Below are 24,091 nucleotides of genomic sequence, written 5' to 3' on the forward strand. Positions count from 1 at the left end.
TCCGCAGGGGCTCTTTCAGGTAGCGCAGTTCGGTGCTGCTGGTGCAGCCGATGTGAAACAGCCGCACCTGGGTCTGGACGGCATCGTGCATCTTTTTCTGGGCAATTTCGATCTTGGCCAGGATCTCTTTGGCGTCGTTGTAAAAGCCCCGCCCCGCATCGGTCAGGCGCACCATCTTGGAATTGCGGATGAACAGCGGGGTTTTCAGTTCCGCTTCCAGCGTCTGGATGTGATGGGTCACGGTAGGCGGCGACAGGTACAGTTCCTCCGCCGCCTTGGTAAAGTTCAGCCGGTCTGCCACGCAGACAAAGCACAGCAGCTGCTGGGTATTCATAGGCGGAATCCTCCCTCTGTGATGTTGGGATCAGTATAGCGCACTTTTTCATCTTTTACAATATTACATTCGATATTTGCTAATGTCGAACATCTATTTGAAATTTTAAATCATCGGGGAACATGGTATAATCCATTACCGAAGACAGGGTCTGCCGCCCCGTGCGGCAGCCGTAAGAGAGGTGAGGATATGAACACAGACCCCCTTGCGTTGGTGCTGGACAATCGCCGCATTGTGCAGGCGCTGGAACGCCGGGCCGATGCCGCCCTGGCACCGGCAGGCCTGACAGCCGCGCAGGGGCATGTGCTGCTCCACATCTTAAAACAAGGGGAGGCGGGCACCTCCCTGACGGCGATCCACCGCCGGTTTGGCACCTCCATGGCCACCCTCAGCGGCATCCTGAAATGCCTGCGCCGGGACGGTTATGTGCAGGCGGTGCCCTGCCCGGGCGATGAGCGCCGCAAGCTCCTCTTCGGCACCGAAAAAGCCCGGCAGCTGCAGCCGTTTCTTGCCCGCACACTGGAGGGCGGCAACCGGCGGCTGTACCGGGATTTTTCCGAGGAAGAGCTGCGTACCCTGGCCCGCCAGCAGCAGAAAATGTTGTCCAACCTGAATGTTTCCGATTCAAAGGAGTGAAGAAAGTGAAGAAAGTACTGCAACAGCTCAAACAGTATAAGCGCGATGCCTGGACCTGTATCGCGCTTACCTCCCTGGAGGTGGTGATGGAAATTCTTCTGCCCTTCGTCACCGCCCGCATCATCGACGAGGGCCTGCAGGGCGCCAACCTGGGTGCGGTATACCGTTACGGCATCCTGATGGTGGTCATGGCCTTGGTCAGCCTGGCCTGCGGCGCCCTGGCGGGCAAAGCCGCGGCTGCGGCCTCGTCGGGTCTGGCCGCCAACCTGCGGGAATCCATCTACGCCCAGATCCAGACCTTTTCCTTTTCCAACATTGACAAATTCAGCGTGCCCGGCCTGGTCACCCGTATGACCACCGACATCACCAACGTACAGAACGCCTTCATGATGGTCATCCGCGTGGCGGTCCGTTCTCCTCTGACGCTGGTGTTCAGCTACGCCATGTGCCTGTACATCAGCCCCCGGCTCAGCGCCATGTTTTTCCTTGCCGTGGTGTTCCTGGTGGCGGTCATCGGCAGCATTATGGTGGTAACGCTGCGCATCTTCAACGAAGTATTCCAGAAATACGATGACCTGAACGCCAGCGTGCAGGAGAATATCTCCGCCATCCGGGTGGTCAAGGCCTTCGTGCGGGAAAAGTACGAGAACGACAAATTCAGCAAGGCATCCCGCAATCTGTACCGGATGTTCGTCAAAGCCGAGGGCCTGCTGGCCTTCAACAACCCGGCCATGATGGTGGCGGTCTACTTCTGCATCATTTCTGTGTCCTGGTTCGGCGCCCAGTACATTGTGGGCGGTTCCATGACCACCGGTGACCTGACCAGCCTGTTCAGCTACATCATGTCCCTGCTCATGAGCCTGATGATGCTCTCCATGGTGGTGGTCATGATCAGCATGTCGCTGGCCAGCATCCGCCGTATCAGCGAGGTCCTCACCGAGACCCCCGACCTGCACACCCCCGAACGACCGGTGGAAAAGGTTGCCGACGGCAGCATCGATTTCAACCATGTGAATTTCTCCTACAAGCACGGCAGCGGCAAAAACGCCCTGACCGACATTGACCTGCATATCCGTTCCGGCGAGACCATCGGCGTCATCGGCGGCACCGGCTCGGGCAAATCCAGCCTGGTAAACCTGATCTGCCGCCTGTACGACGTGGACGAAGGCTCGGTCTGCGTGGGCGGGCTGGACGTGCGCCGCTATGATATGGAAGCCCTGCGCAATCAGGTTTCTGTGGTGCTGCAAAAGAACACCCTTTTCTCGGGCACCATTCTGGATAACCTGCGCTGGGGCAACCCCGACGCCACCGACGAAGAGTGCATTGCCGCCTGCAAGGCAGCCTGCGCCGATGAGTTCATCGACCGCATAGCGTGCAGGACGCCGACCGCATTCTGGTGCTGGATAACGGCCGGATCAACGCCTTTGACACCCACGAAAACCTGCTCAAGACCAACGCGATCTATCAGGAGATCTACGAATCCCAGGTCAAGGGCGGCGGTGACTTCGACCAGCCGGCCTGAAAGGAGGAAACTTCATGAAACAACCCAATCAGACCCGTCCGGCGCCCATGAAGGTGCTGAACCGCGTCTTACGCTATATGCTGCACTACTACGCGCTGCCCTTTGCGCTGGTCATCTGCTGTATTCTGGTGGCCATGCTGGTGCTCAACCCGGCCCTGACCGTGATCTCGGTGCTCACAGCCTGTGTCATGGTGCTGGTGACCACCAGTTTCACCCGTCTGTCGGGCAAATACTACATCCGCCAGCAGCACGACCTGGGCGTGGTAGACGGTTTTATTGAGGAAATGCTGGACGGCCAGAAGGTGGTCAAGGTATTCTGCCACGAGGACGCCGCCCTGCGGGATTTCCGCGCCGTAAATGACCGCCTGCGGGACAGTGCCAACATGGCCAACCGCTACTCCAACCTGCTCATGCCCATCAACGCCAACATCGGCTGGCTCAGCTATGTGCTGGTGGCCATTGTGGGCGCGGTGCTGGGCATCAACGGCCTGGCGGGGGTCACCCTGGGCACCGTCATCAGCTTTTTGAGCCTGAACAAGAGCTTTACCAACCCCATCACCCAGATCAGTATGCAGATCAACTTTGTGGTCACCGCAGCCGCCGGTGCCCAGCGTGTGTTTGCCCTGATGGACCAGACCCCCGAAACGGACGACGGTTACGTGGAACTGGTCAACGCCCGGGAGGACGCCGACGGCTTTATCCGCCGCCTGCCGGACGGATACAACACCATGCTGACCGGCGACGGTGCCAACCTGAGCCAGGGCCAGCGGCAGCTGCTGGCCATTGCCCGGGCGGCGGTGGCCGACCCGCCGGTGCTGATCCTGGACGAGGCCACCTCCTCCATCGATACCCGCACCGAAAAACTGGTACAGGACGGCATGGACGCCCTGATGACCGGCCGCACCACCTTTGTGATCGCCCACCGCCTGTCCACAGTGCGCAACTCGGACTGCATCATGGTCATGGAACAGGGCCGCATCATCGAGCGCGGCACCCACGACGAACTGATTGCCAAGCGCGGCAAGTATTACCAGCTCTACACCGGCAACTTCGCGGAACAAACCGCCTGATTGCCCCCAACTCACTTTCCCCTCCGGCTTTTCGCCGGACCTCCAATTTCCCATACAAAAAGCCCCCGCCGGGCCGGAACTTCCGGTCAGGCGGGGGCTTTTATACTGTTGTTACTGCGGATTACCGCTCTTCTTTGCGCCGTTTATAAGCCAGCACAGCGGCCAGGCTGCCGGACACTGCCAGCAGCACCACCCACAGCATGGGATGGCTCTCATCGCCAGTCTGCGGGATCACCGCAGCTGCGGCGGGCTGTGCTGTGGTGTTCTTCACTTCCGCAGGCTGCGCCGTGGGCGCCGGGGTGGCACTGGTGGTGCCGCCGTTGTTGCTGCCGTTGCCGCTGTTGCCGTTATTGTTGTTGTCACCCTCATTGTCTCCCGGTTCGGGGGGCGGGGTGGGTTCCACAGGTTTATCGGTGTTCCACACCAGCACAAACGGAGAGAATCCGTCGGTGGTAAATTCGATGTGAGTCGCCGTCTTGGTCACCTTTACAGGACTTACCTTCGCATTGGCGATGGAGTTTGCCACATCGTTGGCGGCCATGTCGCGGTGCAGGTCCTCAAAGTGCAGCAGGGTGAAGTCGGTATTCTGGTCGGTCCCTTCCGGATAGGGCCAGCTGACCGTCACAGGGTTGGACGCCTTGACCCAGGCGTTGCCGTTCTGGGTATCCACCAGGTCCAGATACTTCATTTCAAAGGCGCGTACCTTGTCGGCAGGCACCGTCACGTCTTTCAGCACTTCGTCGACTTTGGCTTCCAGCAGGGCCTTGCGGTTGGACTCGCTCTGGGTGTTTTCGATGATATCGTCAAACAGCAGCGCCACGCCATCGGCAGAGGCCACCACGTTAGATTCGTTGATGGTAAAGGTCGTTCCCTCGGGTGCCGACACAGCGGGCTTGCCGGCCTCCGCTTCCTTGTTCAGTTCGCCGTACTGCACATTGGCAGTGGTACCGCGCACCGTAAGCGTACCCGGAACCGTGACGACCTCTGTGCTGTCTATCTGCACGTGCCCGTTATCAAGCACCGCTATCACAGTTCCCACGGACCCATGGTAGATATCCATGGCAAATGTCTGGTTCACGGCATCGCCCACATTGAACTTGTCGCTGACAACCGTTTCTCCCGCCGTGTTGGTAAACTGCACACGCAGCGGGTCCTGGTCCTTGGCAGGCACAATCTTGAAAATATTGTGGTTCTCTGCACCGTCATAGGGCTCCAGATACCAGGTCTTACCGGTGGCGGGTTCTTCAAAATGCAGCCAGCTTTCTATCCATCCTTCGGGGATGGAAATATAGAATCCCGGTTCAGGCAGAGAGTTGCTGCCCACGATGGCGCCATCGGACACAACGCCTTCGTAACCGTGCTCACCGCCCATATAAACGGTGATGTCTGCCGCGGTAATGATAACATCGTTTGACATTTTGGTCACCGCAGCCATAGCCGGCACATACACCTCAATGGGATCGGGCTCACTGGGCACCGTAGCCCTGAAAGCGCCTGTGGTTTCCAGTACATCGCCTTCCGTGAATTCCCAACTGACTAAAGTTCCGGTCCAGTTGAGGGTAGCCGTCATATCCGCAGCCTTTTCCCAGCCCTCTTTCAGGGTACAGGTCAGAGTCAGAACCCCATTCTCGTACTTGATGTCCGAGGCCTCCAGTACATCACTGGTCAAGGTGACCTTAGATACATCAATGCTCAGTTTGGGGTCCACTTCCACCGTCAATGTCATATTGTCGGGCTTCTGGGCCTGCAGCAGAGTACGCAGGTTGCTGCTCATGGTATACACAGCCGTACCGGGGACTTGGTAGATATCCTTCACACTGCTTTTTCTATCCAGTTTTTCCGGCACGGTCAGCGTCATGGAACCGTAATCCACACCGGGCTGGACCAGCCCCAGCACATATCCGTTGGCATTGTCGCCGGGAACCTTTATCTGCAGCTTACCGTTTTCTTTGGCCACACCGCAGAACACAGCTTCCGCGTCTGCCACGGGGTTGCCTTCTTCATTCGCAGGCAGCACCACCGCATACACGGGCAAAGATTCCTTCATACCGGCAGGCTGGCTCATTTCCAGGCCAACTTCACCGGAATCGCCGTGTACCCACAGGGTAGCCAGCATGTCGCCCCAGCCCTGATTGGTGGCCTGGGCTTTCAGTCCTGCCACCGAAGCATCCGACGCATTGCCAAATTTCACATCTTTGGCGGGGCGGTTCAGGGTAATATCGTATTTTTCCAGATAAATTCCGGTGTTGCCCAGGTCCACAGACTCAGAAATCTGCATGTAGCGGTTGATATTGGCGAAGGATGTTTCTCCGTTTTCACCCACCAGGGTGGAAATGGCAACGTTCATTTCCTCGCCGCCGGCAGCCGTATACTTCTGGGTATCAGGGTCCTGGGTGATGGCAGCACTCATCATATTGCCAGTGATGGTACCACCCTTCAGTTCCACTTTAGGCAGGGTTGCCGTAGCCTCACCGTATACATCGGCATCAAACAGCACCGCGCCGCTGGTCTTGTTGTTGGTATAGTTGCCGGTGATGGAACCGCCGTCCATAATAAATACGCCGCTGCGGCGTACCCAAATGGGGGCAGCCTGTGCACCGGCACCGCTCTGGGTAGCCGCCACAATGTTACCGGAGATGACGCCGCCCTTCATCAGGAAGGTGCCCATCGAAACATTGATGGTGCCGCATTCATTGACGGAGGAAACGTTATTGCTGATCTCGGCGCCCTCATACATGGTAAAGAGGGAGCCGCCCTTATGGTTGTTGGCAAGCCAGACTGCGCCGGGGCCATTGGGGCACACGTTATTGGTGATCTTACCGTAGAAGTCCACCGTAACGTCTTTACCCTGCATATAAATGGCGCCGTTGCTCAGGGTGTTGTTTTCAAACACCGCCTCACTGCCGATGGTACAATGGATTCCGTCGGAGTTGTTCAGGTTCACCACGTTGCCGTTGGTAATACCGGTGACCTTACCGTTGATATTCAGGTTGATGTTGTCATTTTCCGGGCGCTGGTCACTGATTTCCACACCGGTACCCTGCGCAGAGATCGCGGTGGTTGCCACATCAACGATCTGCGCGCCGGCCTCCATGGTAAAGGCCGCCTTGCCGGTCTGCAGACTGACTGCTGCATAGCTGCTTTCGATCTTTTCGATCTTTCCGGTAGCGCCCATGACCACATTCGCATTATTGCGGATATGTACAGCCGTACCGTTCTTGCCCTGCCAGATATTGGTATTGCCGGTAATATCATGGATGTAGCCGGAAATCTGCGCCTTGCCGCCGTCCATATACACAGCACGGCCGTTCAGCTTACCGATCTGGGCACCATCCTGCATGGTAAACACTTCGGTTTCACTGTTGGTGCCCTGGACCCACACAGCACCCGCAGGGCCCAGACTGTCTTTTTCGGTGCCCTTGTCGCGGGTAATCTCCGTATCGTCCAGAATGGCGGAACCGCTTTCCATCTTCAGGTATGCCCCTTCGGTCAGGCGCACAGCGGACATACCGCCAAAGTTTTTCAGCGTAGCACCCGCGCCCATGGTCACGGTCGCAGTATGGGAAGCGGTGCCGTACACGGCAATCATGGCGTCCTGTACAAAGCGGGTATTGTTCCAGCTACCGTCGGACGGAAGATTGCCCTCGCTCACAGCCTGAGCAAAAACCGTTCCCTCATACCGTCCGGCATCGTCCAGCGTAACGTTGTTCAGCGTCAGGCTGGCATTCGTTCCTTTAGCCACCGTCACTTCAATAATGGCCGGGTTGTAGGTAGAACGGTTGGTGTCCTGGATTTGTTTAAAATCCTCTCCGCGGGTGATGGTATACCCGTTGCCGTTCAGAATGATATCTTTGCCATCGATCCGAGCACATTCGTTCACGGTCAGATCAGACTTCAGCTCAATGGTGATGGTCTGCTCCAAAGAATCATTGGCTGCCGTCACCGCATCCGCCAGGGTTGCGTATGTAGCGCTGTCGCCTACGGTCAGAACTGTTTCTGCCAACGGTGCCGCTTCCAGCATCAATGCCATGGCTGCTTCCGGCGTAGCGGGCTGGGGCGCCGGGGTTTCTGCCGCAGGTTCTCCGCTTTCAGCCGGTACCTCTTCCTCGGGTACTTCGCCCTCGGGCGCAGCCGTTTCATTGGTAGCCTGGTCCTCTGTGCTGTCCTCGCCGGTCCATTCTTCCGTCACAGCCTCTTCGGCCGGGGAAGTCACCTGGTCTGCCAGGGCACCGAACGGCATCGCGCTCAGGCCCATTGCCAGTGCCAGTGTCACCGCAAGGACTTTGCTGCTCCTTCCCATGATGATTTCTCCCTTTTCTTGCAGGATTGCTTTCCGGCTTGCGGGCAGGGCCGCCTTCCGGAACCGGTCTTTTCCCATCACTGCAGCCGCACATTTTTCGTTGCCAAACCCAACTGCCGTTGTATTCAGCACCGGAAAATACCGCTTCAAGCGATGGTACTGCTAATTCATGGTACCATGTTCTCCACAGGAATACAATCAAATTTTACTAAATACAAATATTTTTCCTTATTTTAGACTTTCCTACAAAATTTCATTCCAAAATATGGTTATACCACACAAAAAGCGAAAGTTTTTTCAGACTTTCTTTTTTCCTTCTTTACAACATTTTCTTCCCCAATCCATCTTTTTCTGATACAATAAAGACATCCTACACCCGGATCTCTCGGGTGGCATCCCCGTGCAGCCCGGCAGCCCTGCCGCCGCAGTCTGCGCCCGGACGGGTACGGTTTTTACGTACCGGAACAAATTTCGATTTTGTGTCATAAAAGGGGAGTTGTTATTTATGTATTGTGGAAAATGCGGTCACAAAATAGAAAATCCAAATGCCCACTTCTGTCCCAAATGCGGTGCGCAGCTGCCCAAGATCGCGGCACCTGCCGCGCAGCCCCAGGCAGACGCTGCCACCCCACCGCCACAGACCCCGTCGGCAACTGCACAAATTCCCGTACCACCCCGCCCGGTTCCCTCTGCCGAAGCACAGCCTCCCATCCAGCCCGCTCCGGCCAAAAAGCACCGTCTGCCGGTAGTTCTTCTGATCCTATTGCTCCTGGTGGTTGCAGGCGCAGCCGCCTGGTTCCTGTTGGGGATGGATGTGGACAAAGTAAAGACCATGCTGCCCTTCCTTTCCAAGGAAAGCACCCAGGCTTCCGTGGATCTTCCTGAGGTCGACGAGCCTTTGCTTCCCGCCACCGCAGAAACCTCCGAACAAGCGGTTGCTGCCACGGCTACTCCTCAACCCACCGCCACACCGCTGCCCACCGCCACGCCCGCACCCGAAAAAGCCGTTGCTTCGGATACGCAAACCGTCCTGCGCGGCATCCCGGAAGACGCCTCCATTACAGCCAACGGCATCGGGATTCCTTTTACCCTGGTAGGTAAGGACGCCGTAATCGATTCCTCCCTGCTGCCTGTCCCCTGCCAGCTCCGCGTCACTGCACAAAAAGATGACGGCAGATACTCTTCGGCAGTCTGCTTCTTTACCGAAGACTCCTCCAACGACCTGGACTTTAGCGCTTTCTCCTGGCAGGATTCCACCTCGGACGGATTCTCAACACCTACCGCCGGTACAATGCTTTCCCTTGCCATTGACTACTACGAAGGCTTCCTCAAAGCCATCAATGCGCAATCTCTGGACCCGCTGGTTTACAGCACCGCTGACAATACAGCGGATCAGAGCGAACACGTATTCAGCGACCTGAACAACCAAAGCGTCTGGGATACGGAGACCTTTACCTGCCAGATTGACGAGTCCTCCCTGACCACCAACAACGACATTGCACTGTTCAATGTAACCTATTCTGCCTACCGCACCAGGGATGAGGACGGCGAAACGGTTTCCAATACCAACCACCGCACCATCCGCGCCAGATGGGACGGTTCCATGTGGAAAGTAGACGCCATTGCTTTTTTGAGCGACGCCGACTTTGCAGCACATAAGTACGCCGATTTCAAGTAATTCTTTTTACAGCAAAAGCGCAGCCTTCCCGCCGGGAAGGCTGCGCTTTTCTGTTTTTTCTTATAACCGTGCTTGTGCGCTGTCACACACCGGTGGTTTTGGTCGTTTGGGCAGTATCCAGTGGTTTTCCGCACTTACCACAGAACTTTGTTCCGGGGGCGCACACGGTACCGCAATGCGGGCAGATCCCCTCCGCCGGCAGGGAGCGTCCGCACTGGATACAGAAGCGGGCATCCCGTTCGTTCACCGTTCCGCAAACCGGGCAGACCGGTCCATCCGATTCCATCGACACTGTAAGCGGGGTACTGTTATCCGGATGGTTTTTCCTTGAATTTTCTGCCGGGGCAGGCGGGATTGGCGGTGCATTTTGTGCAGGGTTCTGTACAGGGTTTATCGTTCCCGTATTTTGCAGCGGCACGCTTTTCCCCCTCATCGGGGCGTCGGCCACTCCCTGGCGCGCCTTTTTGCCGCGGTATGTACGGCATCCTGCGCGTACCACCAACGGCACAGCAAGGCAAAGCAGCAAATACCCGCCAAACGCCAGCACATACAGCAAAGTATGACGCTGCCAGTTCTGGAGCAACGGCGTAAAGGCATAGGTGCGGCTTGTTCTTACGATCGCATTTCTGTCCTGTGTGCTAATTTCCAGTGTGCCCGCCGCCACAGCACCTTCACTGCGCCAGCGATACTGGCCGGGCAGCACATCAGGCAAGGCAAGGCATCCCTCGGCGTCCGTGCGTACAGTAAACAAATAGCCATCATCGTTGTAAAGGTGAACGTTCTCATTGGGCAGACTGTCTCCAAAATCGGCTTCCACTGTCACCGTCTGGTTCAGTTCAATCTGTTCGATGGACTCTACAATAGCATCCCCTACCTGAGAAGCTTCCTCTACACCGGCATAGCTGCCGCCGGTGCTGTCGGCAATTTGCTCAAAGAAATCTGCTGCTTCTTCACTGGCGTCAGCGCCAATGGAGAACACGTTGATTCCTCCTGTTTCCATGGAATCGGTCACCCGCTCGTCGGAAGCCTCAAAATCGATGCCAATATCGGCTCCCAACAAAGCGATCAACACATCTTCATAGGTATAGTCGGTATATGGTTCGGGGTCCAACGGCGGGGCATCTCCCAGAATGATAATTACTTTTTTGGCGTTATCCCGCCAGGAAAGGTTTGCGGCCTGAATCAGTGCCGTATAGACAGTTTCTTCCGTATCACCGCCTGATCCCAGATCCAGGTCATTGATGGCTGCGGTGATGGCTTCGTTTTTATCGCTGAAATCCAACTGCAGTTTCCAGGCATAATCCTCCGAAGCATGGCTGCGTTCCGGGAAATCCCGGTAATCCACGATTGCTACCCGATAATCCTCGGTTTTTTCTGCCAGATGCTGCAAAATCGTTTCCATGTTGGCTTTGGCATCGTCAATGTCATCCCCCATAGAACCGGTCGTATCTACCACAAAGCAGAGATCAAGTCCCTGAACGGTTTGGGCTCCCACCACCTTTTCCACCGGAGTCTCCCGTGTTTCCAGTGCTGCTTCCACCGCCTGCCGGGCGTTGACCATACCGCTGTAACCGCCGGTATAAGTATAGCGTCCCTGTACGGTGGAACGCAGTATTTCCTTCACTTGGGGACCGCTCAATGACGGATTGCAGGCAAATACCAAGCCTGCCACGCCGGTCACATGCGGGGTTGCCATGGAAGTGCCCGACATTCCTTCATAACCGCCGGGCACATTGCTCCACACATCCCAGCCGGGCGCCACAATATCCACCCGGTCGCCTACATTGGAAAAATAGCAGTATTCATACCGGGTTTCTGTTTTTGTGGAAAGCTGTTCGTCGATATTGACAGCACCCACCACGATGACCCGGTTTTTGACTTCCGGTTCGTCCATCAGAGAAAGAAAGTTATTGTACAGTGCCAGGGAGTCGCCTCTTTCTCCCTTCCAGCCAAACGCCATCAAAAAATATTCTGTCAGCGTGGGATTTTCGCGGTAACCATAAGGCTGTTTTTCATCCTTGTAATATTCTGTAGCGTTGCTGTTGCCTGCAGCCACACAGATCACAAAATCGGGTTTTCCTGCCGCCTGCCGTTCTGTAATAATGCGCAGCAGTGCCTTTTCAGCCAACGTTGCCTGACGGGTCAGGTAATCAATGGCATTCTGGTTCCCCCGGCTGGCTGCAAACCCAATCAAACGGCTGGTATTCTGGCTGATATTAACAACCTGCACATCCTGATCGATCAGTGTTTTCAATTCCAGCACATAGCTGAATGCCGTACCGTAGTTGGTCTGTGCCTTCCCGTTGGACAGATAATACAGCGCACTGTAATACAGGTCGCCTTTGCCGCCCATCACGCCCGAAACACCGGTGTCATTGTTCCAGTCAGCATCAATGGTGCCGGCAACATGGGTACCGTGGTCGTCAGCCGGTATTGCACGGATATTGGCCACCGTTTCTCCGGAATTCATATCGGTAAAAAAGACCGTACTGTGTACGTCCGGCAGATCTTCATGACCGGCATCCACCTGAGAGTCGATCAGACCAACCCGCACCTGCTGCATCTGATCCCGGTAAGCCCATGCTCCCGGCGCATCGATGGCTTCCACGCCCCAGTTTTCATCGCGGGGCACGCCGGTATCCCAGGACGCCCCGTTCCAGGGATCGTCGGGGCAAACCGGATCACGTGCCGTTTCTTCTGCGCCGCTTCCCGTATCGGTACCGGCGGTGATTTCGTCCGTTCCCTGCTCTGTCAGTTCGTTCAGGTAGGCATCCTCTACCAGCGGATCTGCCTTGAGCTGTTCCACCAGCGCATTCAATTCTTCATAGGTCATGGCCTCCGGATAAATCAGCCGATAGACCGCAATATCCGCCATAGATTTGTCTACTTGCGCGCCCAGACCGCTCAGCAGGCCATTGATCTGCTCCTCCGTGGCACCCGTACCTGCAAAAAGAATAATCTCGTTGTTGATATAGTAAGTACCAGTCTCTTCGTCACAATCCACTGTGGGCTCGGTCTCAGCCAGTTGCTGCAGCACACTGGCGCCGGTTTCTCCGGTCTGAACCGGCCCATTCACCTGGGCCGGTTCTTCCTCCGCAAAGAACAGCACCCGTACAGCCCCTGCCACTACCAGCACAAAAAGCATTGCCAGAACCAGCAAACCGATTCCTTTAGCTATTTTTTTCATGGCGTCCCCCTTTCGCAGCGGCAATACAGGCATATACCGACAAAGCCGTGGCGCTGACCGCTGTCAACGCCAACGCACACAGTGCCATACAAGTTCCAAACACACGGGTAGTTCCCACCAGGAGCTGCTGCCATTCCGCAGGCAGCCACTGCAGCAGCGGCACTGCCCGCCAGGCCAGCAGAACAAGCAGTGCGGCTGTCGCAAGGCACCATACACTCAGCGAAAAGAAGATTCGCCGCGCCCGCCGCGTCTGCAGCAAAACCACGCAAATCCCGAATACAGCAGCGGGTACCGCTGTTGCCGCCACCGCGTAGGGTGTCTCAAGGAAGGCTGTCAGCCGTCCACCGGATATCGGTCCAGCCGCGGGAAGTGTCATTCCCTGGGTAACCCCTTTTACAAACAGCAGAACCGCCGTAGCCGCAAGGCACAGCGCCATGGCCAGACCCGCCAGTATAGCGCCGCAAGTTCTTGCCGCCCCCGGCATGGCCTTTTCAGTCGGTGCGGCGGCAGGCACATTTTGTTTCACACCATATTCCTCCTTTTGATTTTTTACCGCAATTTGTAGAACTTCCGCGGTCTGCGGCTGTTCCCGGCGGAAACTTCCGGCGCAAGGACTCCGGACACGGAAGCTGTGCAACGCATCAACTTTTTTCCGCCTTATACATGCAAAGTATACCATATCGCAAGGGACATTTCCATAAAATAAATGACACGCAAAAACCGCCCCCGGGGATTTTTCTTTGTTCCGGGCGGCGAATATGCTATAATACAAAAAAAGGATGCAGGAAACGAGGACTCACATGGCAACGATCAAAGACATAGCGGACGAAGTCGGCATCTCCAAAGCGGCGGTATCCCGCATACTGAACAACAAGGGTTCTTTCAGTGCCGAGACCACCGAGAAGGTCTGGCGGGTAGCCAAACGGCTGAATTATCTGCCGTCGGGCGGGCAGCATGCCGATGACGCCGACGACATCAAGGTGCTGGCGGCCATTTTCCCCCAGGAAGGGCTGCTGCTCAACGAATCGCCTTATTACAGCATCATGGTCTCCCTGCTGGAAAAAGCCGCCTACGATTACGGCTACAGCCTGATGCTGTGCGGTGCCCTGTATAACTGGGAGGACGAGGAAAAAATCTTCCGCAGCCTGCGCCAGCGCAACGTGCGGGGCGTTATTCTGGGCAGTTTTTCCCATGATGCGGCCATCTTCCATAACCAGCGCATCCCGGTGGTGACCATCGGCACCAAAGCCAGCGACCAGATCCCCTGCATCCGTTCGGACAACTACGCCAGCGGCCAGGCGGCGGCGCGGCATCTGCTGGGCAAAGGCTGCCGCCGCCCGCTGTATATCACCGGATACTGGCGCGGCCTGGAATATGATGAGCGCTACCGCGGCTTTGCGGATGAACTGGCCCGCCATGAGGTAACGCCCAAAGCCTATCACCTGGGAATGAACGCCACCCGCCTGCAGGATATTGAGGGCATCATCACCCGGATGGCGCTGGACAATCCCGATGCTGACGCCCTGTTTGCCGAAAGTTACTCCCTCTCGCTGGAATGTCTGCGCACCTACATCGGGTTGGGCTGGCGTATTCCCCAGGATCTGAAGATGGTGGGGTACGGCAATGCCTTCCTGACCGCGTACAGCAACCCCCGGATCACGCTGGTCAAAGAGGATTCCTGGCAGATCGCCCGCCGGGCGGTTTCGCTGCTGGTGGATCTCATCGAAAACGGCCCCAGTGCCGAGGCTTCGGCCCGGGACATCCTGGTTCCGGTCTCTCTGGAAGCCCACCAGACAACCTGATTGTTTCCCTCCCGCCGCCGGTTTCCGGTGCGGGAGGTTTTTGTTTACCTTTGTTTACTTGTTAAAATGACGATATTTCGCCCCCGTTTTTGGGCAAATGAGAGAATTTCCCGAAATTTGTTGACTAAACTAGTAAACAAGGTTTATGATATTTACGAAATTTCCCGGGAATGTTTACTAAATTACTGGTGAAGGAGTAAAATTATGGCAAACGGCAATTTCCGTCAGCTGGCCGAGCAGGTCGTTGCACTGGTCGGCGGCAAAGACAATGTGCAAAAGGTCATCCACTGCCAGACCCGCCTGCGGTTCAACCTCAAGGACAACGGCCTGGCCAAAATCGATGAATTGAAAAAGACCAGCGGTGTGCTGGGCGTTGTGCAGAGCGGCGTACAGCTGCAGGTCGTCATTGGCCCCACGGTAAGCCAGGTATACGATGAAGTGTGCACGCTGGTAGGCCTGGAAGGCGAAACGCCGCTGGACGAAAACCTGGACGCTGCCCCCAAACAGCGCTGGACACCCAAGCGTGTAGGCAGTGCCATTCTGGATGCGCTTTCCGGCTGCCTGGGCCCGGTGATCCCCGTGATCACGGCCTGCGCCTTCTTCAAAATGCTGACCTCTCTGCTGGGTCCCGACATGCTCAACGTGCTGCCGGCCGAAAGCGACCTCTACACGCTGTTTACCTTTGTGGGCGACGCCGGATTCTACTTCTTCCCCGTGATCGTGGGTTACTCCGCCGCCAAGAAATTCAACCTGCTGCCGGTGCTGGGCATCCTGATGGGCTGCATCCTCATGCACCCCACCTTTGTGGGCATGGCCGACAGCGGTGAATCCTTCACGGTGTACGGCATCCCCTGCATGGTGCAGAACTACAGCAGCACCATCCTGCCCATCATCCTGTCCGTGTGGGTCATGTCCTATGTGTACCGCTTCTTCAACAAGTACATTCCTTCTTCCATCCGCTCGGTCTTTGCTCCGGCCTTTACGGTGGCGGTCATGCTGCCCATCTCCCTGTGCCTGCTGGGACCTGCCGGTGCCTTCCTGGGCAACTACGTGGTCGGCGCCCTGCTGGGTATGCAGAACGTAGCCGGCTTCCTGGGCATGGCCATCATCTCGGCCATCTATCCGCTGCTGGTCATGACCGGCATGCATATGGTGCTGATCGCCGCCCTGTTCCAGGTCTTTGCCACCCAGGGGTACGACGGCTTTGCCGGTCCCGCCCTGACTTTTGCCAGCTTCTCGGTCATGGGTGTCTGCATCGGCGCCATGCTGCGCATCAAGAACAAAGAACAGCGCGCCCTGGCCGCCAGCTTTGCGATCACCGCCATCGTGGCCGGCACGTCGGAGCCCTGCCTCTACGGTATCTGCACCCGGTATAAGCGTCCTTTCATCGGTTTGCTGGCCGGCGGTTTTGCAGGCGGCCTGTACGCCGGTATCATGGGCGTCATCTCGGCCAACCTGGTGCCCGCTTCCAACTTTGTGGCGGCCCTGGCCTTCACCGGCGACACCACCTTCAACCTGGTCAACGGCTTTATCGGCTGCGGCATCTCGGTGGTAGTGGCCGCCGTCATCACCTACTTCTTCGGCTTCGAAAAGGACGAACCCGCCCTCAAAGCCGACTGACCGTATCCGCAGGGAGGCCATGCCATGTTGTGCAAAGAGATTCCGCTGCAGCAGGGATGTGTGCTGCAAACCTATATCATGGACCCGCAGACTTCCTTCCATGTGTATAAAAAGCGTCCGGCCATGATCATCTGCCCGGGCGGCGCCTACCTGATCCACGCCACCAAAGAGGGCGAGCCCATCGCCCTGACTTTTCTGGAAAAAGGGTACAACTGCTTTGTGCTGCGTTACACAGTAGGCACCGACCGGGAACACCCGGAAACCGGCTTCAACGAAACCGCCCGGTACCCGCTGCAGGCCCTGCAGCTGATGGAAGCCATCCTGACGGTGCGCCGCCATGCCGAGGAATGGTATATCGACGCCGACCGGGTGTTCGTGGCGGGATTTTCCGCCGGGGCGCATGTATGCGCCACCGTGGGCACCCGCTGGAACGACCCGGCGCTGCTTGACCGGCTGCCCTTTGCCGCCGAACCCGCCCAGGTACGCCCCACCGCCATGGTGCTGGGGTACCCCATGCTGGCGCTGAACCCGCCGGCCTTCCAGCAGCAGGCGTCCGAACTGCAGCGGCAGCAGACCGCGCTGGTAAACCGGGTCGTCACCGGCACCGAAACACCCACTGCCGCCCAGTGTGACGCCGCCGACCTGACCCTGCGGGTCACAACGGATACCGTGCCCACTTTCCTGTGGCACAGCATCGACGACCCCGTGGTGGACTGCAATGCCTCGATGCGGTTTATCCAGGCAATGCTGGGCTGCGGCTGCAACTGTGAGTTCCATCTGTACAACCACGGCGAACACGGCAAGGGCCTGGCAGGGCCGCTTTCCGCCCAAAGCGCCGCCGACACCGACGAAGCCCTGCATCTGTGGGTGGCGCTGGCCGAACAGTTCCTACGCAAGATACCTTGCCCATAAAACCGGAAAAGGGGGTTCCTTATGCGCGCCGAAGATACAACGATCTTTGACTACCGAAAAGAGAAAGACCTGAAAAACACCGACGCCGTGCTGCATGAACGGCTGCACGGCAAGTTTGAGAAATATTCTGTCCGCACCGAAGTATCGGGCTATGTGGATTTCTGCCTGTACCGGCCGCAGAACGCCGACCCGCAGGCGGTACTGCCCGCGGTGTTCAGCTTTCACGGCGGCGGGTTCGTGCTGGGTTACTACGAAACCGACGGCCCCTACTGCCAGGAACTGGCCGACCTGAGCGGCTGTGCGGTCCTGAATGTGGATTACTGCCTGGCGCCGGAATTCAAATTTCCCAAGCCCATCCTGTCCACCTACCAGGCGGTGTGCGCCATTGTAAAGGACGCCGCCCGCTACCGCATCGACCCCCACCGGGTAGTGGTCTGCGGCCACAGCGCAGGGGGTACCATTGCGGCCGCCCTCTGCCTGCTGGACCGGGAACAGCGCCAGGTAGGGTTCCGCGGCCAGATTCTGGACTACGCGCCGCTGCGCCAGAGCCTGCGTCCCGAGGACCGGCTGGCCCTGGACCCGGCCAAAGCCATCAGCCCCAGCCGGATGCTGCAATACATCCAGTGGTATTTTGAGGACCTGGCCGATATGGATGACCCGCTGGCATCGCCCCTGAACGCCGACCTGGCAAACCTGCCCCCCATGCTGGTGCTTTCGGCCCAGTATGACTCCCTCTCCGGGGAAGAAAAGCAGTTTGCCGACAAAGCCGCAGCCGCCGGCTGCCAGGTGGAATACCGCCTTTACGAAAACTGCCAGCACGGCTTTACCCATCGGGAACTGAAAGAATATAACCCCGCCCAGGCAGAACGCGCCTGGCATGAGATGGCCGACTTTATCCGCCGCCACACCGCCGCGGAATAACCCTATACCTTATATATAAAAAACTGCCTTGCAGTGCCCCTCCCGCCCCCCGAAGGCTGCAAGTAACCCGGTTATCAAACCAAAAGACCGTACCTTTTCAGGTACGGTCTTTTTTGTGGCCGTTATGGGGTTTTTATACGGTTTGTTTGGCTTTTCATCCTCGTCCACCAATGATCATGCAGCCGCCGCAACGCCGTATCCTGTTCCCCACAGGATACGGCCTTTTGAAAGGATAAAAAGGGCCAGTTTATCCATTTTGTATTTTTTCTTTAAATTATACAATTCACCAATTTTCTTTGTGCTGTTTCTCCCGAACCGCTTCCCGCACGTTACTCAAGGTTACCGGTGTCATATTCAGGAACGAGGCAATATATTTGTGGGGAATCCGGTCGATCAGTCCCGGGTAGGTTTTCAAAAACCATTGATACCGCTGCAAAGCGTCGTACTGGTACACCGCAATTTTCAGGTCCCGATGCATTACTGCGGAGCGCAGTACAAGATCCCGGTAAACCTCCACCAGTCTGGGATACTGGTCCATCAGTTTCTGCACGGTTTCCAACGGAACGGTCAGCACTTCACTGTCTTCCAGCACCTCCATAGTCACGGATGCGGGTCGCGTATAATCGCTGTCCGGCATAACGGAATCCCCATACCGGCAGGAAATGCAGTCGGTCACATCTTTTCCGTTGTGGTTAGGCAATACGCCGCGTATGACACCTTTCAGCAAAAAGCACAGGTTTGTGGGGACTGTACCTTCCCGGATCAGAATCTCTCCTACCCGCAGTGTCAGAATCCTGGAGGCAGGGACTGCCGCCTGTACAAGCCCATCCTCCTTGATCTGCAACGTTTCCCGGTAGAATTTTTCCAGCCGTTCCTGCATTTCTTCCTGCTTTTTCACTTCCATGGCGTATAAATCCCTTTCTTCCCAATATGTCACAGGACATTATTGATAGAATCCAGTATTTATAGAGTATTGTACCGCAACTTCCCCGCTGTGTGCAGCCATTCCGCTCATAAAAGCAGCCTTACCGGTCAAAAAAAAGGCCGGGCAGCACCGCCCGGTCTTTTCTTGTTTTTCTTTTTTGAGCAACCCCGGCACAGCACTCCTTACCCATGCCGTTCTGTTTTCCCAGTCAGTAACGGAAGCGAACCCTTTTCGCCTGTTGCCATTTTGCCCTGTTCCGGCTATTTTTTTGCTGACTCGGTTTACCCTGCATCCCGTTCTTTCAATTCCCGCCGGACTTTGCTCAGGGTCACCGGCGTCATATTCAGGAGGGAGGCAATGTATTTATGTTGGATTCGATCGATCAGCCCGGGGTACTCCTGCAAAAACCACTGATACCGCTGTGCCGCCGTATACTGGTAGGCCACAATTTTCAGTGTTCTATGCTGATTTTCCGACTGGATCAGCAATTTTTCATGGAGCTTTATCAGCTTGGGGTGATTTTGCAGCAGCCACTTCACATGTTCGATGTCCACACAGACGATCTCGGAATCTTCCAATGCTTCAATGCAGATGGAAGCCGGCCGCCAGAACTCACCATCCGGCATGACCGATTCTCCGCACCGGAAAACAATGCAGTCGGTAATGTCTTTTCCGTTTTCGTTCAGCAGAAAGCCCCGTACCACCCCCTGCATCAAAAGGCACAGCTGCGTGGGGATTTGCCCCTGCTTGAACAGTGTTTCGCCTGCTTTCACCTTTCTGGTCCTGGAAATTCTTACAACTTCTCTCAGCAGGCTTTCGTCTGTAATTTTAAAACACTCGCGGTAAAAATCTGCCAACTGCATTTATATGTTCCTCTCAAAAAGCATCTACCGTAAAATAATACGCTCCTTTCCCCTTATGTTGCATTATTCTAGATTAATTCAAGATGTTTTCATTGATTGTATGCTTTTTTGTTTCTATCCACCACACAAAAACCGCCGCAGGGCAAAACGCTCTGCGGCGGTTATAGGTTTTAGTGCAGTTCGGGCCAGTATGCTTTGTTGGCTTCGATCAGATCATCCAGGATCTCCTTGGCCACCTTGGCGCTGGGTACCGTCTTGCTCAGGGTCAGGGCCTGCCACAGCTTCTGGTAGCTGTGTTCACAGTAGGCCTGGACCACCAGTTTTTCCACGGCCACCTGCTGCTGCATCATGCCCAGCTGGAAGGTCGGGATCTCACCCTGGCACAGGGGTTCGGGGCCGTCGTTGCCCACCAGGCAAGGCACTTCCACCATGGCATGGGGGTCAAAGTTCTCGATGGCGCCCTTGTTTTCCACAATGCAGAGCATCCGCTCGTGGGTGTTGTAGGCAATGGCACGGGCCAGGTCCACGATAAAGGAAGCGTGGTTGTCGATCTCGAACTCGGTGCCTTCAAAGGTACCGGCCTCGATGATGGCACGGGCCGCACCGAACACCTTCTTTTCCCGGCCGTCGATGACTTCGTTGGCGCGGGTGTAGTTGGGGTCGGAATGCTCCACCACATAGTCGGGGTAGAGGTAATATTTCAGGTAGGTGTTGGGCAGGCAGTCCGGCGTAACGGCCAGCAGGTCGGCGGCCTTCTTGTGGGTGGCCTGCCAGCTTTCGTCCATGTGCTGGGTTTCGATGGCCTTCTGGGTCAGGTAGCCGTTCTTGCTCACGTAGTCGATCAGCTGGGCGGTGTAGTCGGTGCCGTCCTTATCCTTCACGCTGGTCCACCAGCCAAAGTGGTTCAGGCCGTAGTACCGTACATCCAGGTCCTTGGGGGTCTTGCCCACAATGTAGCTCATGCGGCGCAGGGTACCCACGGGCATGTCGCAGATGTTGATGATCTTGGCCTTGGGGCGCAGCACGCGGCAGGCTTCCGCCACGATGGCCGCCGGGTTGGAGTAGTTCAGCATCCAGCAGTCGGGGCTGTACTGTTCCATGTAGTCGATCAGCTGGATGATGTCCGGGATGCTGCGCATACCGTAGGCGATGCCGCCGGGGCCGCAGGTCTCCTGGCCCACCACGCCGTGCTGCAGGGGGATCTTTTCGTCCTTTTCCCGCATGGGGTAGCCGCCGCTGCGGATGTGCGCCATGCAGAAATCCACATCGGTGAAGGCCTCGGCGGGGTCGGTGGTGTACGAGAAGGCCACCTGGGGCGCCAGTTTCTTCAGGGCGATGCCCACCGCTTTGGCGATGGTCTCCTGGCGGGCCGCGTCGTTGTCATACAGTTTGAGGCTGCGGATTGGGAACCGCTCCAGGCTGTCCATCAGCATCATCACGATGCCGGGGGTATAGGTGCTGCCGCCGCCAGCGATCACAACAGAAAATTCTTTCATGGCGAACTCCTTTCTCTCAGTCGGTCTCTTTGATGCCCAGTTCCTCATCCACCGCTTTGCGCACGGCGTTGACCTTCAGGCCATAGACGACCTGGACATTTTTGCCTTTGCGTACAATGGCGGTAGCGCCGGTGCGGTTTTTGAGGGTATCCTCATCCACCAGATCGGGGTTGGCCAGTTCGGTACGCAGACGGGTGTAGCAGTTGGTTACTTTCAGGATGTTGTCCTTGCCGCCCAGCGCCGTAACGATCAGCGCGGCGTCAATGCCATCCTCGGATTTGGCGGTGCCGTCAGCCTCCACCTTGGCCTTGTACTCGGCCTTGGAGTGGAGTTTCATCTCCATGCCTTCGGTCTCACGGCCCAGGGTGTGGAGGTTGAGCTTGGTGATCAGGAAGCGGAACACCACATAGTACAGGCCGAAGTAGAGCACGCCCACCAGGATGTACAGGGGCCAGCGGGTCTTTTCCAGGCCCAGGGGCACGTTGTACAGCAAAAAGTCGATGAAGCCGTTGGGGCCGATGGCGCGGCAGCCGATGAGGTTGAGCACCACAAAGCTGGAACCGGCCAGCACAGCGTGGACCACGAAGAGGATGGGGGCCACAAACAGGAAGCTGAACTCGATGGGTTCGGTAACACCGGCAATGAAGGAAGTGGTCGCGGCCGCAATGAGGATGGCCTTGATCTTGCCGCGGTTTTCGGGGCGGGCGGTATGGTACATGGCCAGGCAGGCGCCGATGAGGCCGAACATCTTGGAGATGCCGCGGGCGTCCCAGATAACGGACTGGCTCAGCACCTTGATGCTCTCATCCGCAATTTCCGCATAGTAGATGTTGCGGGCCCCCTCGAAGACCTGGCCGCCGATGGTCTCCACACCACCCAGAGAGGTGTACAGGAAGGGGGTGTAGACCAGGTGATGCAGGCCGGTGGGGATGAGCAGGCGCTCCAGCATACCGTAGATGAACAGGCCGAAGTTGCCGGTGCTCTGGATAAAGCCGCCCAACGCATTGATGCCGGCCTGGGCGAAGGGCCAGATGTAGGTCATGGCCACCGCAAACAGGACCATGATGGGAATGAGCACGATAAAGACGAAACGGGTACCGCCGTAGATCTGGAAAGCGTTGTTGAACTCGGTTTCACAGAAGCGGTTGTGGACGATGGCCACAATGATGCCCAGCATCAGGCCCAGGAAGACGCCCATATCCAGCACCTGAACGCCCAGAACCGTCGTCTGGCCGGTGCCGCTGAGGCTGCCTTCCACCAGCATGCCCTGCAGGCCCATGAACTTGTTCATGGCGTTGATAAAGACCAGGAATGCCAGCAGCGAGATGAAGCCGGCTTCGCTCTTTTTCTTGTTGGCCAGACCTACCGCCAGGCCCACGCAGAAGATGATGCCCAGGTTGGTAAGGATGGCGGTCAGCGAACCGGAGAGCAGGGTGCCGAAACCGATGGTCACCGGATTGTTCAGGAAGGGCAGGACTTCCTGCAGGCGGGTATTGGTGAACAGGTTGCCCACCGCGATCAGAATACCGGCGATCGGCAGGATCAGCACGGGGATGAACATGGCTTTGGAAAATTTCTGCAAGCCGTCCATTACTTTTTCTTTCATTGTTTTCTCCTTTTACACACCGTTTAGAGAATTTGCGGGTGCGTCCACCCATCCGCGACGCTCACGGCCGTATCGCTGCACACACTATGCCATAAAAACCCCCGCGCTGTAAACCGTTTCGGGGACACAAAAAACAGGTTACCACGATTGATAACCCGTTACCTTGTTTTTTCGTCTTTTTTTACAATTCCGTGCCGGTTTCGTTTTGCGAAATGCACAAACGATGGTATTCGTACGCGATCAGTTCAGCCAGCATCAGCGCCTGGGGGAAGAAGGTGTTGGGCCGCACATTCTGGTCGTCCAGCTTGCAGTGATCCTCCACCCGGAACCACAGATCCGCAAACTGGCTGACGCTGTTGGGCTGTTCCCCCGTAATGGCCACGGTGGGCACACCGTTCTCCCGGGCGGTCTTGATCTTGTCCCGCACCATGGCTGTTTCGCCGGATTTGGAAACACAAAGGAACAATCCGATGCTGTCCAGGCTGTTCTCAAAGATGCCCACCGAATCCCCGCCGCTGGCAAACAGGCACAGCCGCCCCATGTTGGTCAGTTTGTTGGCCAGATAGTTGCCCACCAGACCGGAAAATCCCGTGGCATACACAAAGATGAACTTGCCGTTCAGCCCCGCAATATACTGGGCGCATCGTTTCAGCTGGTCATAGGCGTTGTATTCCAGCAGGGAATCCAGATTGAACCCGTCCAGAAAATTCTGTGCCTCGCTGATCTGTTCGGTGTGTTCCTGGGTCAGGGTGCGCAGCTTGTAGCACATATCCACAAAGCCCGCATAGCCCATCTTGTGGGACAGCCGCATAATAGTGGAGGTCGAGGTATAGTTTTCCCGCGCAATGTCCCGCACGCCCTGGGCCAGCGCCCCGTCCAGATGGTCCAGAATATACTCCAGCACCTGGCGCTCGGTATCGGTCAGTTTTTTGTCTTGGATCAGTTTGCTGATGTCCACTTCCATCCCCCGGCTTGCTGTTTTTGGCGGTGTGCGCCGCCCGTTTTACCTGTTTTTTACTTATTATATCTTTTGTCCCCATCCCCCGCAAGATACCCCCGGGGAAATCCTTTTTTCCAAAGGCAAATGCTCTGCCCCACCTAATGCTGAATCAAAACCACCCGTTGAACGGGTGGTTTGAACAGGCCCTATAAGGGCCTATCTCCTGTGGTCGCTCCCTAAAGGGAGCCCTGAAAAGTCTGGCAACCACACTTTTACCAC

15 protein-coding genes and 2 pseudogenes are annotated in these 24,091 nt (G+C 56.7%); 8 read left to right on the forward strand and 9 right to left on the reverse strand.

Annotated elements, in window-relative coordinates:
- On the reverse strand, positions 1-334 hold a 334-nt coding region (locus H6B10_RS02625), incomplete at its 3' end, for a LysR family transcriptional regulator (RefSeq protein ID WP_204649382.1).
- Positions 335-523: 189 nt separating this feature from the next.
- On the opposite strand from H6B10_RS02625, the gene H6B10_RS02630 reads away from it, so the two are divergent.
- The 3 genes and pseudogenes from H6B10_RS02630 to H6B10_RS02640 all read left to right on the forward strand — a co-directional run.
- Positions 524-970: a MarR family winged helix-turn-helix transcriptional regulator gene (locus H6B10_RS02630; protein ID WP_204649384.1), complete on the forward strand. Its 447-nt coding sequence runs from the start codon at positions 524-526 to the stop codon at positions 968-970.
- Positions 971-975: 5 nt separating this feature from the next.
- Positions 976-2,492: pseudogene (locus H6B10_RS02635) on the forward strand (ABC transporter ATP-binding protein).
- A gap of 125 nt (positions 2,493-2,617) precedes the next feature.
- A pseudogene (locus H6B10_RS02640) lies at positions 2,618-3,562 on the forward strand (ABC transporter ATP-binding protein); the annotation flags it as partial.
- 121 nt (positions 3,563-3,683) lie between these two features.
- On the opposite strand, the gene H6B10_RS02645 reads toward H6B10_RS02640, so the two are convergent.
- Entirely contained in the window at positions 3,684-7,862 is a 4,179-nt protein-coding gene (locus H6B10_RS02645) for a hypothetical protein (protein ID WP_204649388.1), read from the reverse strand.
- 505 nt (positions 7,863-8,367) lie between these two features.
- Here H6B10_RS02645 and H6B10_RS02650 point away from each other — a divergent pair.
- The gene (locus H6B10_RS02650) at positions 8,368-9,540 is read left to right on the forward strand and encodes a zinc ribbon domain-containing protein (protein WP_204649390.1); all 1,173 of its coding nucleotides are present in this window, start codon (positions 8,368-8,370) and stop codon (positions 9,538-9,540) included.
- Positions 9,541-9,622: 82 nt separating this feature from the next.
- Here H6B10_RS02650 and H6B10_RS02655 read toward each other — a convergent pair whose 3' ends face one another.
- Positions 9,623-12,727, reverse strand: a complete 3,105-nt coding sequence (locus tag H6B10_RS02655) for a S8 family serine peptidase (protein ID WP_204649392.1) — start codon at positions 12,725-12,727, stop codon at positions 9,623-9,625.
- Positions 12,711-13,253: a hypothetical protein gene (locus H6B10_RS02660; RefSeq protein ID WP_204649394.1), complete on the reverse strand. Its 543-nt coding sequence runs from the start codon at positions 13,251-13,253 to the stop codon at positions 12,711-12,713. The genes H6B10_RS02655 and H6B10_RS02660 overlap by 17 nt, the downstream gene beginning before the upstream one ends.
- A 274-nt stretch (positions 13,254-13,527) precedes the next feature.
- Between H6B10_RS02660 and H6B10_RS02665 the strand changes: the two genes are divergently transcribed.
- The 4 genes from H6B10_RS02665 (at position 13,528) to H6B10_RS02680 (ending at position 17,982) form a co-directional block, all read left to right on the forward strand.
- Entirely contained in the window at positions 13,528-14,529 is a 1,002-nt protein-coding gene (locus H6B10_RS02665) for a LacI family DNA-binding transcriptional regulator (protein WP_204649396.1), read from the forward strand.
- A gap of 204 nt (positions 14,530-14,733) precedes the next feature.
- Positions 14,734-16,149, forward strand: coding sequence for a PTS transporter subunit EIIC (locus H6B10_RS02670; RefSeq protein WP_204649398.1), 1,416 nt, complete (start codon positions 14,734-14,736; stop codon positions 16,147-16,149).
- Between the two features lie 24 nt (positions 16,150-16,173).
- A complete protein-coding gene (locus H6B10_RS02675; protein WP_204649400.1) occupies positions 16,174-17,061 on the forward strand; it encodes an alpha/beta hydrolase in 888 nt (295 codons plus the stop codon).
- Positions 17,062-17,082: 21 nt separating this feature from the next.
- Positions 17,083-17,982, forward strand: a complete 900-nt coding sequence (locus tag H6B10_RS02680) for an alpha/beta hydrolase (RefSeq protein ID WP_204649402.1) — start codon at positions 17,083-17,085, stop codon at positions 17,980-17,982.
- 283 nt (positions 17,983-18,265) lie between these two features.
- Here H6B10_RS02680 and H6B10_RS02685 read toward each other — a convergent pair whose 3' ends face one another.
- From H6B10_RS02685 to H6B10_RS02705, 5 genes are all read right to left on the reverse strand, one after another.
- On the reverse strand, positions 18,266-18,886 hold the full coding sequence (locus H6B10_RS02685; RefSeq protein WP_204649404.1) for a Crp/Fnr family transcriptional regulator: 621 nt from the start codon (positions 18,884-18,886) through the stop codon (positions 18,266-18,268).
- Between the two features lie 302 nt (positions 18,887-19,188).
- Positions 19,189-19,680 (reverse strand): Crp/Fnr family transcriptional regulator, encoded by a 492-nt coding sequence (locus H6B10_RS02690; protein WP_204649406.1) that lies wholly within the window; start codon positions 19,678-19,680, stop codon positions 19,189-19,191.
- A 260-nt stretch (positions 19,681-19,940) separates the two neighbouring features.
- Complete coding sequence (locus H6B10_RS02695) at positions 19,941-21,266, reverse strand: 6-phospho-alpha-glucosidase (protein WP_204649408.1); 1,326 nt, start codon at positions 21,264-21,266, stop codon at positions 19,941-19,943.
- A 16-nt stretch (positions 21,267-21,282) separates the two neighbouring features.
- Positions 21,283-22,872 (reverse strand): PTS transporter subunit EIIC, encoded by a 1,590-nt coding sequence (locus H6B10_RS02700; protein WP_204649410.1) that lies wholly within the window; start codon positions 22,870-22,872, stop codon positions 21,283-21,285.
- A 181-nt stretch (positions 22,873-23,053) separates the two neighbouring features.
- Positions 23,054-23,836, reverse strand: coding sequence for a MurR/RpiR family transcriptional regulator (locus tag H6B10_RS02705; protein WP_207751564.1), 783 nt, complete (start codon positions 23,834-23,836; stop codon positions 23,054-23,056).
- Between the last annotated feature and the right edge of the window lie 255 nt (positions 23,837-24,091).

The sequence above is a fragment of the Gemmiger formicilis genome (assembly GCF_016901605.1).
Taxonomy (GTDB): Bacteria; Bacillota; Clostridia; order Oscillospirales; family Ruminococcaceae; genus Gemmiger; species Gemmiger formicilis_B.

Bases quoted from the DNA above. Each gene is read 5' to 3' on its own strand.
- H6B10_RS02680 (WP_204649402.1), top strand. From the start codon at position 17,083: ATGCGCGCCGAAGATACAACGATCTTTGACTACCGAAAAGAGAAAGAC.
- H6B10_RS02705 (WP_207751564.1), bottom strand. From the start codon at position 23,836: ATGGAAGTGGACATCAGCAAACTGATCCAAGACAAAAAACTGACCGAT.
- H6B10_RS02675 (WP_204649400.1), top strand. From the start codon at position 16,174: ATGTTGTGCAAAGAGATTCCGCTGCAGCAGGGATGTGTGCTGCAAACC.
- H6B10_RS02655 (WP_204649392.1), bottom strand. From the start codon at position 12,727: ATGAAAAAAATAGCTAAAGGAATCGGTTTGCTGGTTCTGGCAATGCTT.
- H6B10_RS02665 (WP_204649396.1), top strand. From the start codon at position 13,528: ATGGCAACGATCAAAGACATAGCGGACGAAGTCGGCATCTCCAAAGCG.
- H6B10_RS02700 (WP_204649410.1), bottom strand. From the start codon at position 22,872: ATGAAAGAAAAAGTAATGGACGGCTTGCAGAAATTTTCCAAAGCCATG.
- H6B10_RS02630 (WP_204649384.1), top strand. From the start codon at position 524: ATGAACACAGACCCCCTTGCGTTGGTGCTGGACAATCGCCGCATTGTG.
- H6B10_RS02695 (WP_204649408.1), bottom strand. From the start codon at position 21,266: ATGAAAGAATTTTCTGTTGTGATCGCTGGCGGCGGCAGCACCTATACC.
- H6B10_RS02650 (WP_204649390.1), top strand. From the start codon at position 8,368: ATGTATTGTGGAAAATGCGGTCACAAAATAGAAAATCCAAATGCCCAC.
- H6B10_RS02685 (WP_204649404.1), bottom strand. From the start codon at position 18,886: ATGGAAGTGAAAAAGCAGGAAGAAATGCAGGAACGGCTGGAAAAATTC.
- H6B10_RS02670 (WP_204649398.1), top strand. From the start codon at position 14,734: ATGGCAAACGGCAATTTCCGTCAGCTGGCCGAGCAGGTCGTTGCACTG.
- H6B10_RS02645 (WP_204649388.1), bottom strand. From the start codon at position 7,862: ATGGGAAGGAGCAGCAAAGTCCTTGCGGTGACACTGGCACTGGCAATG.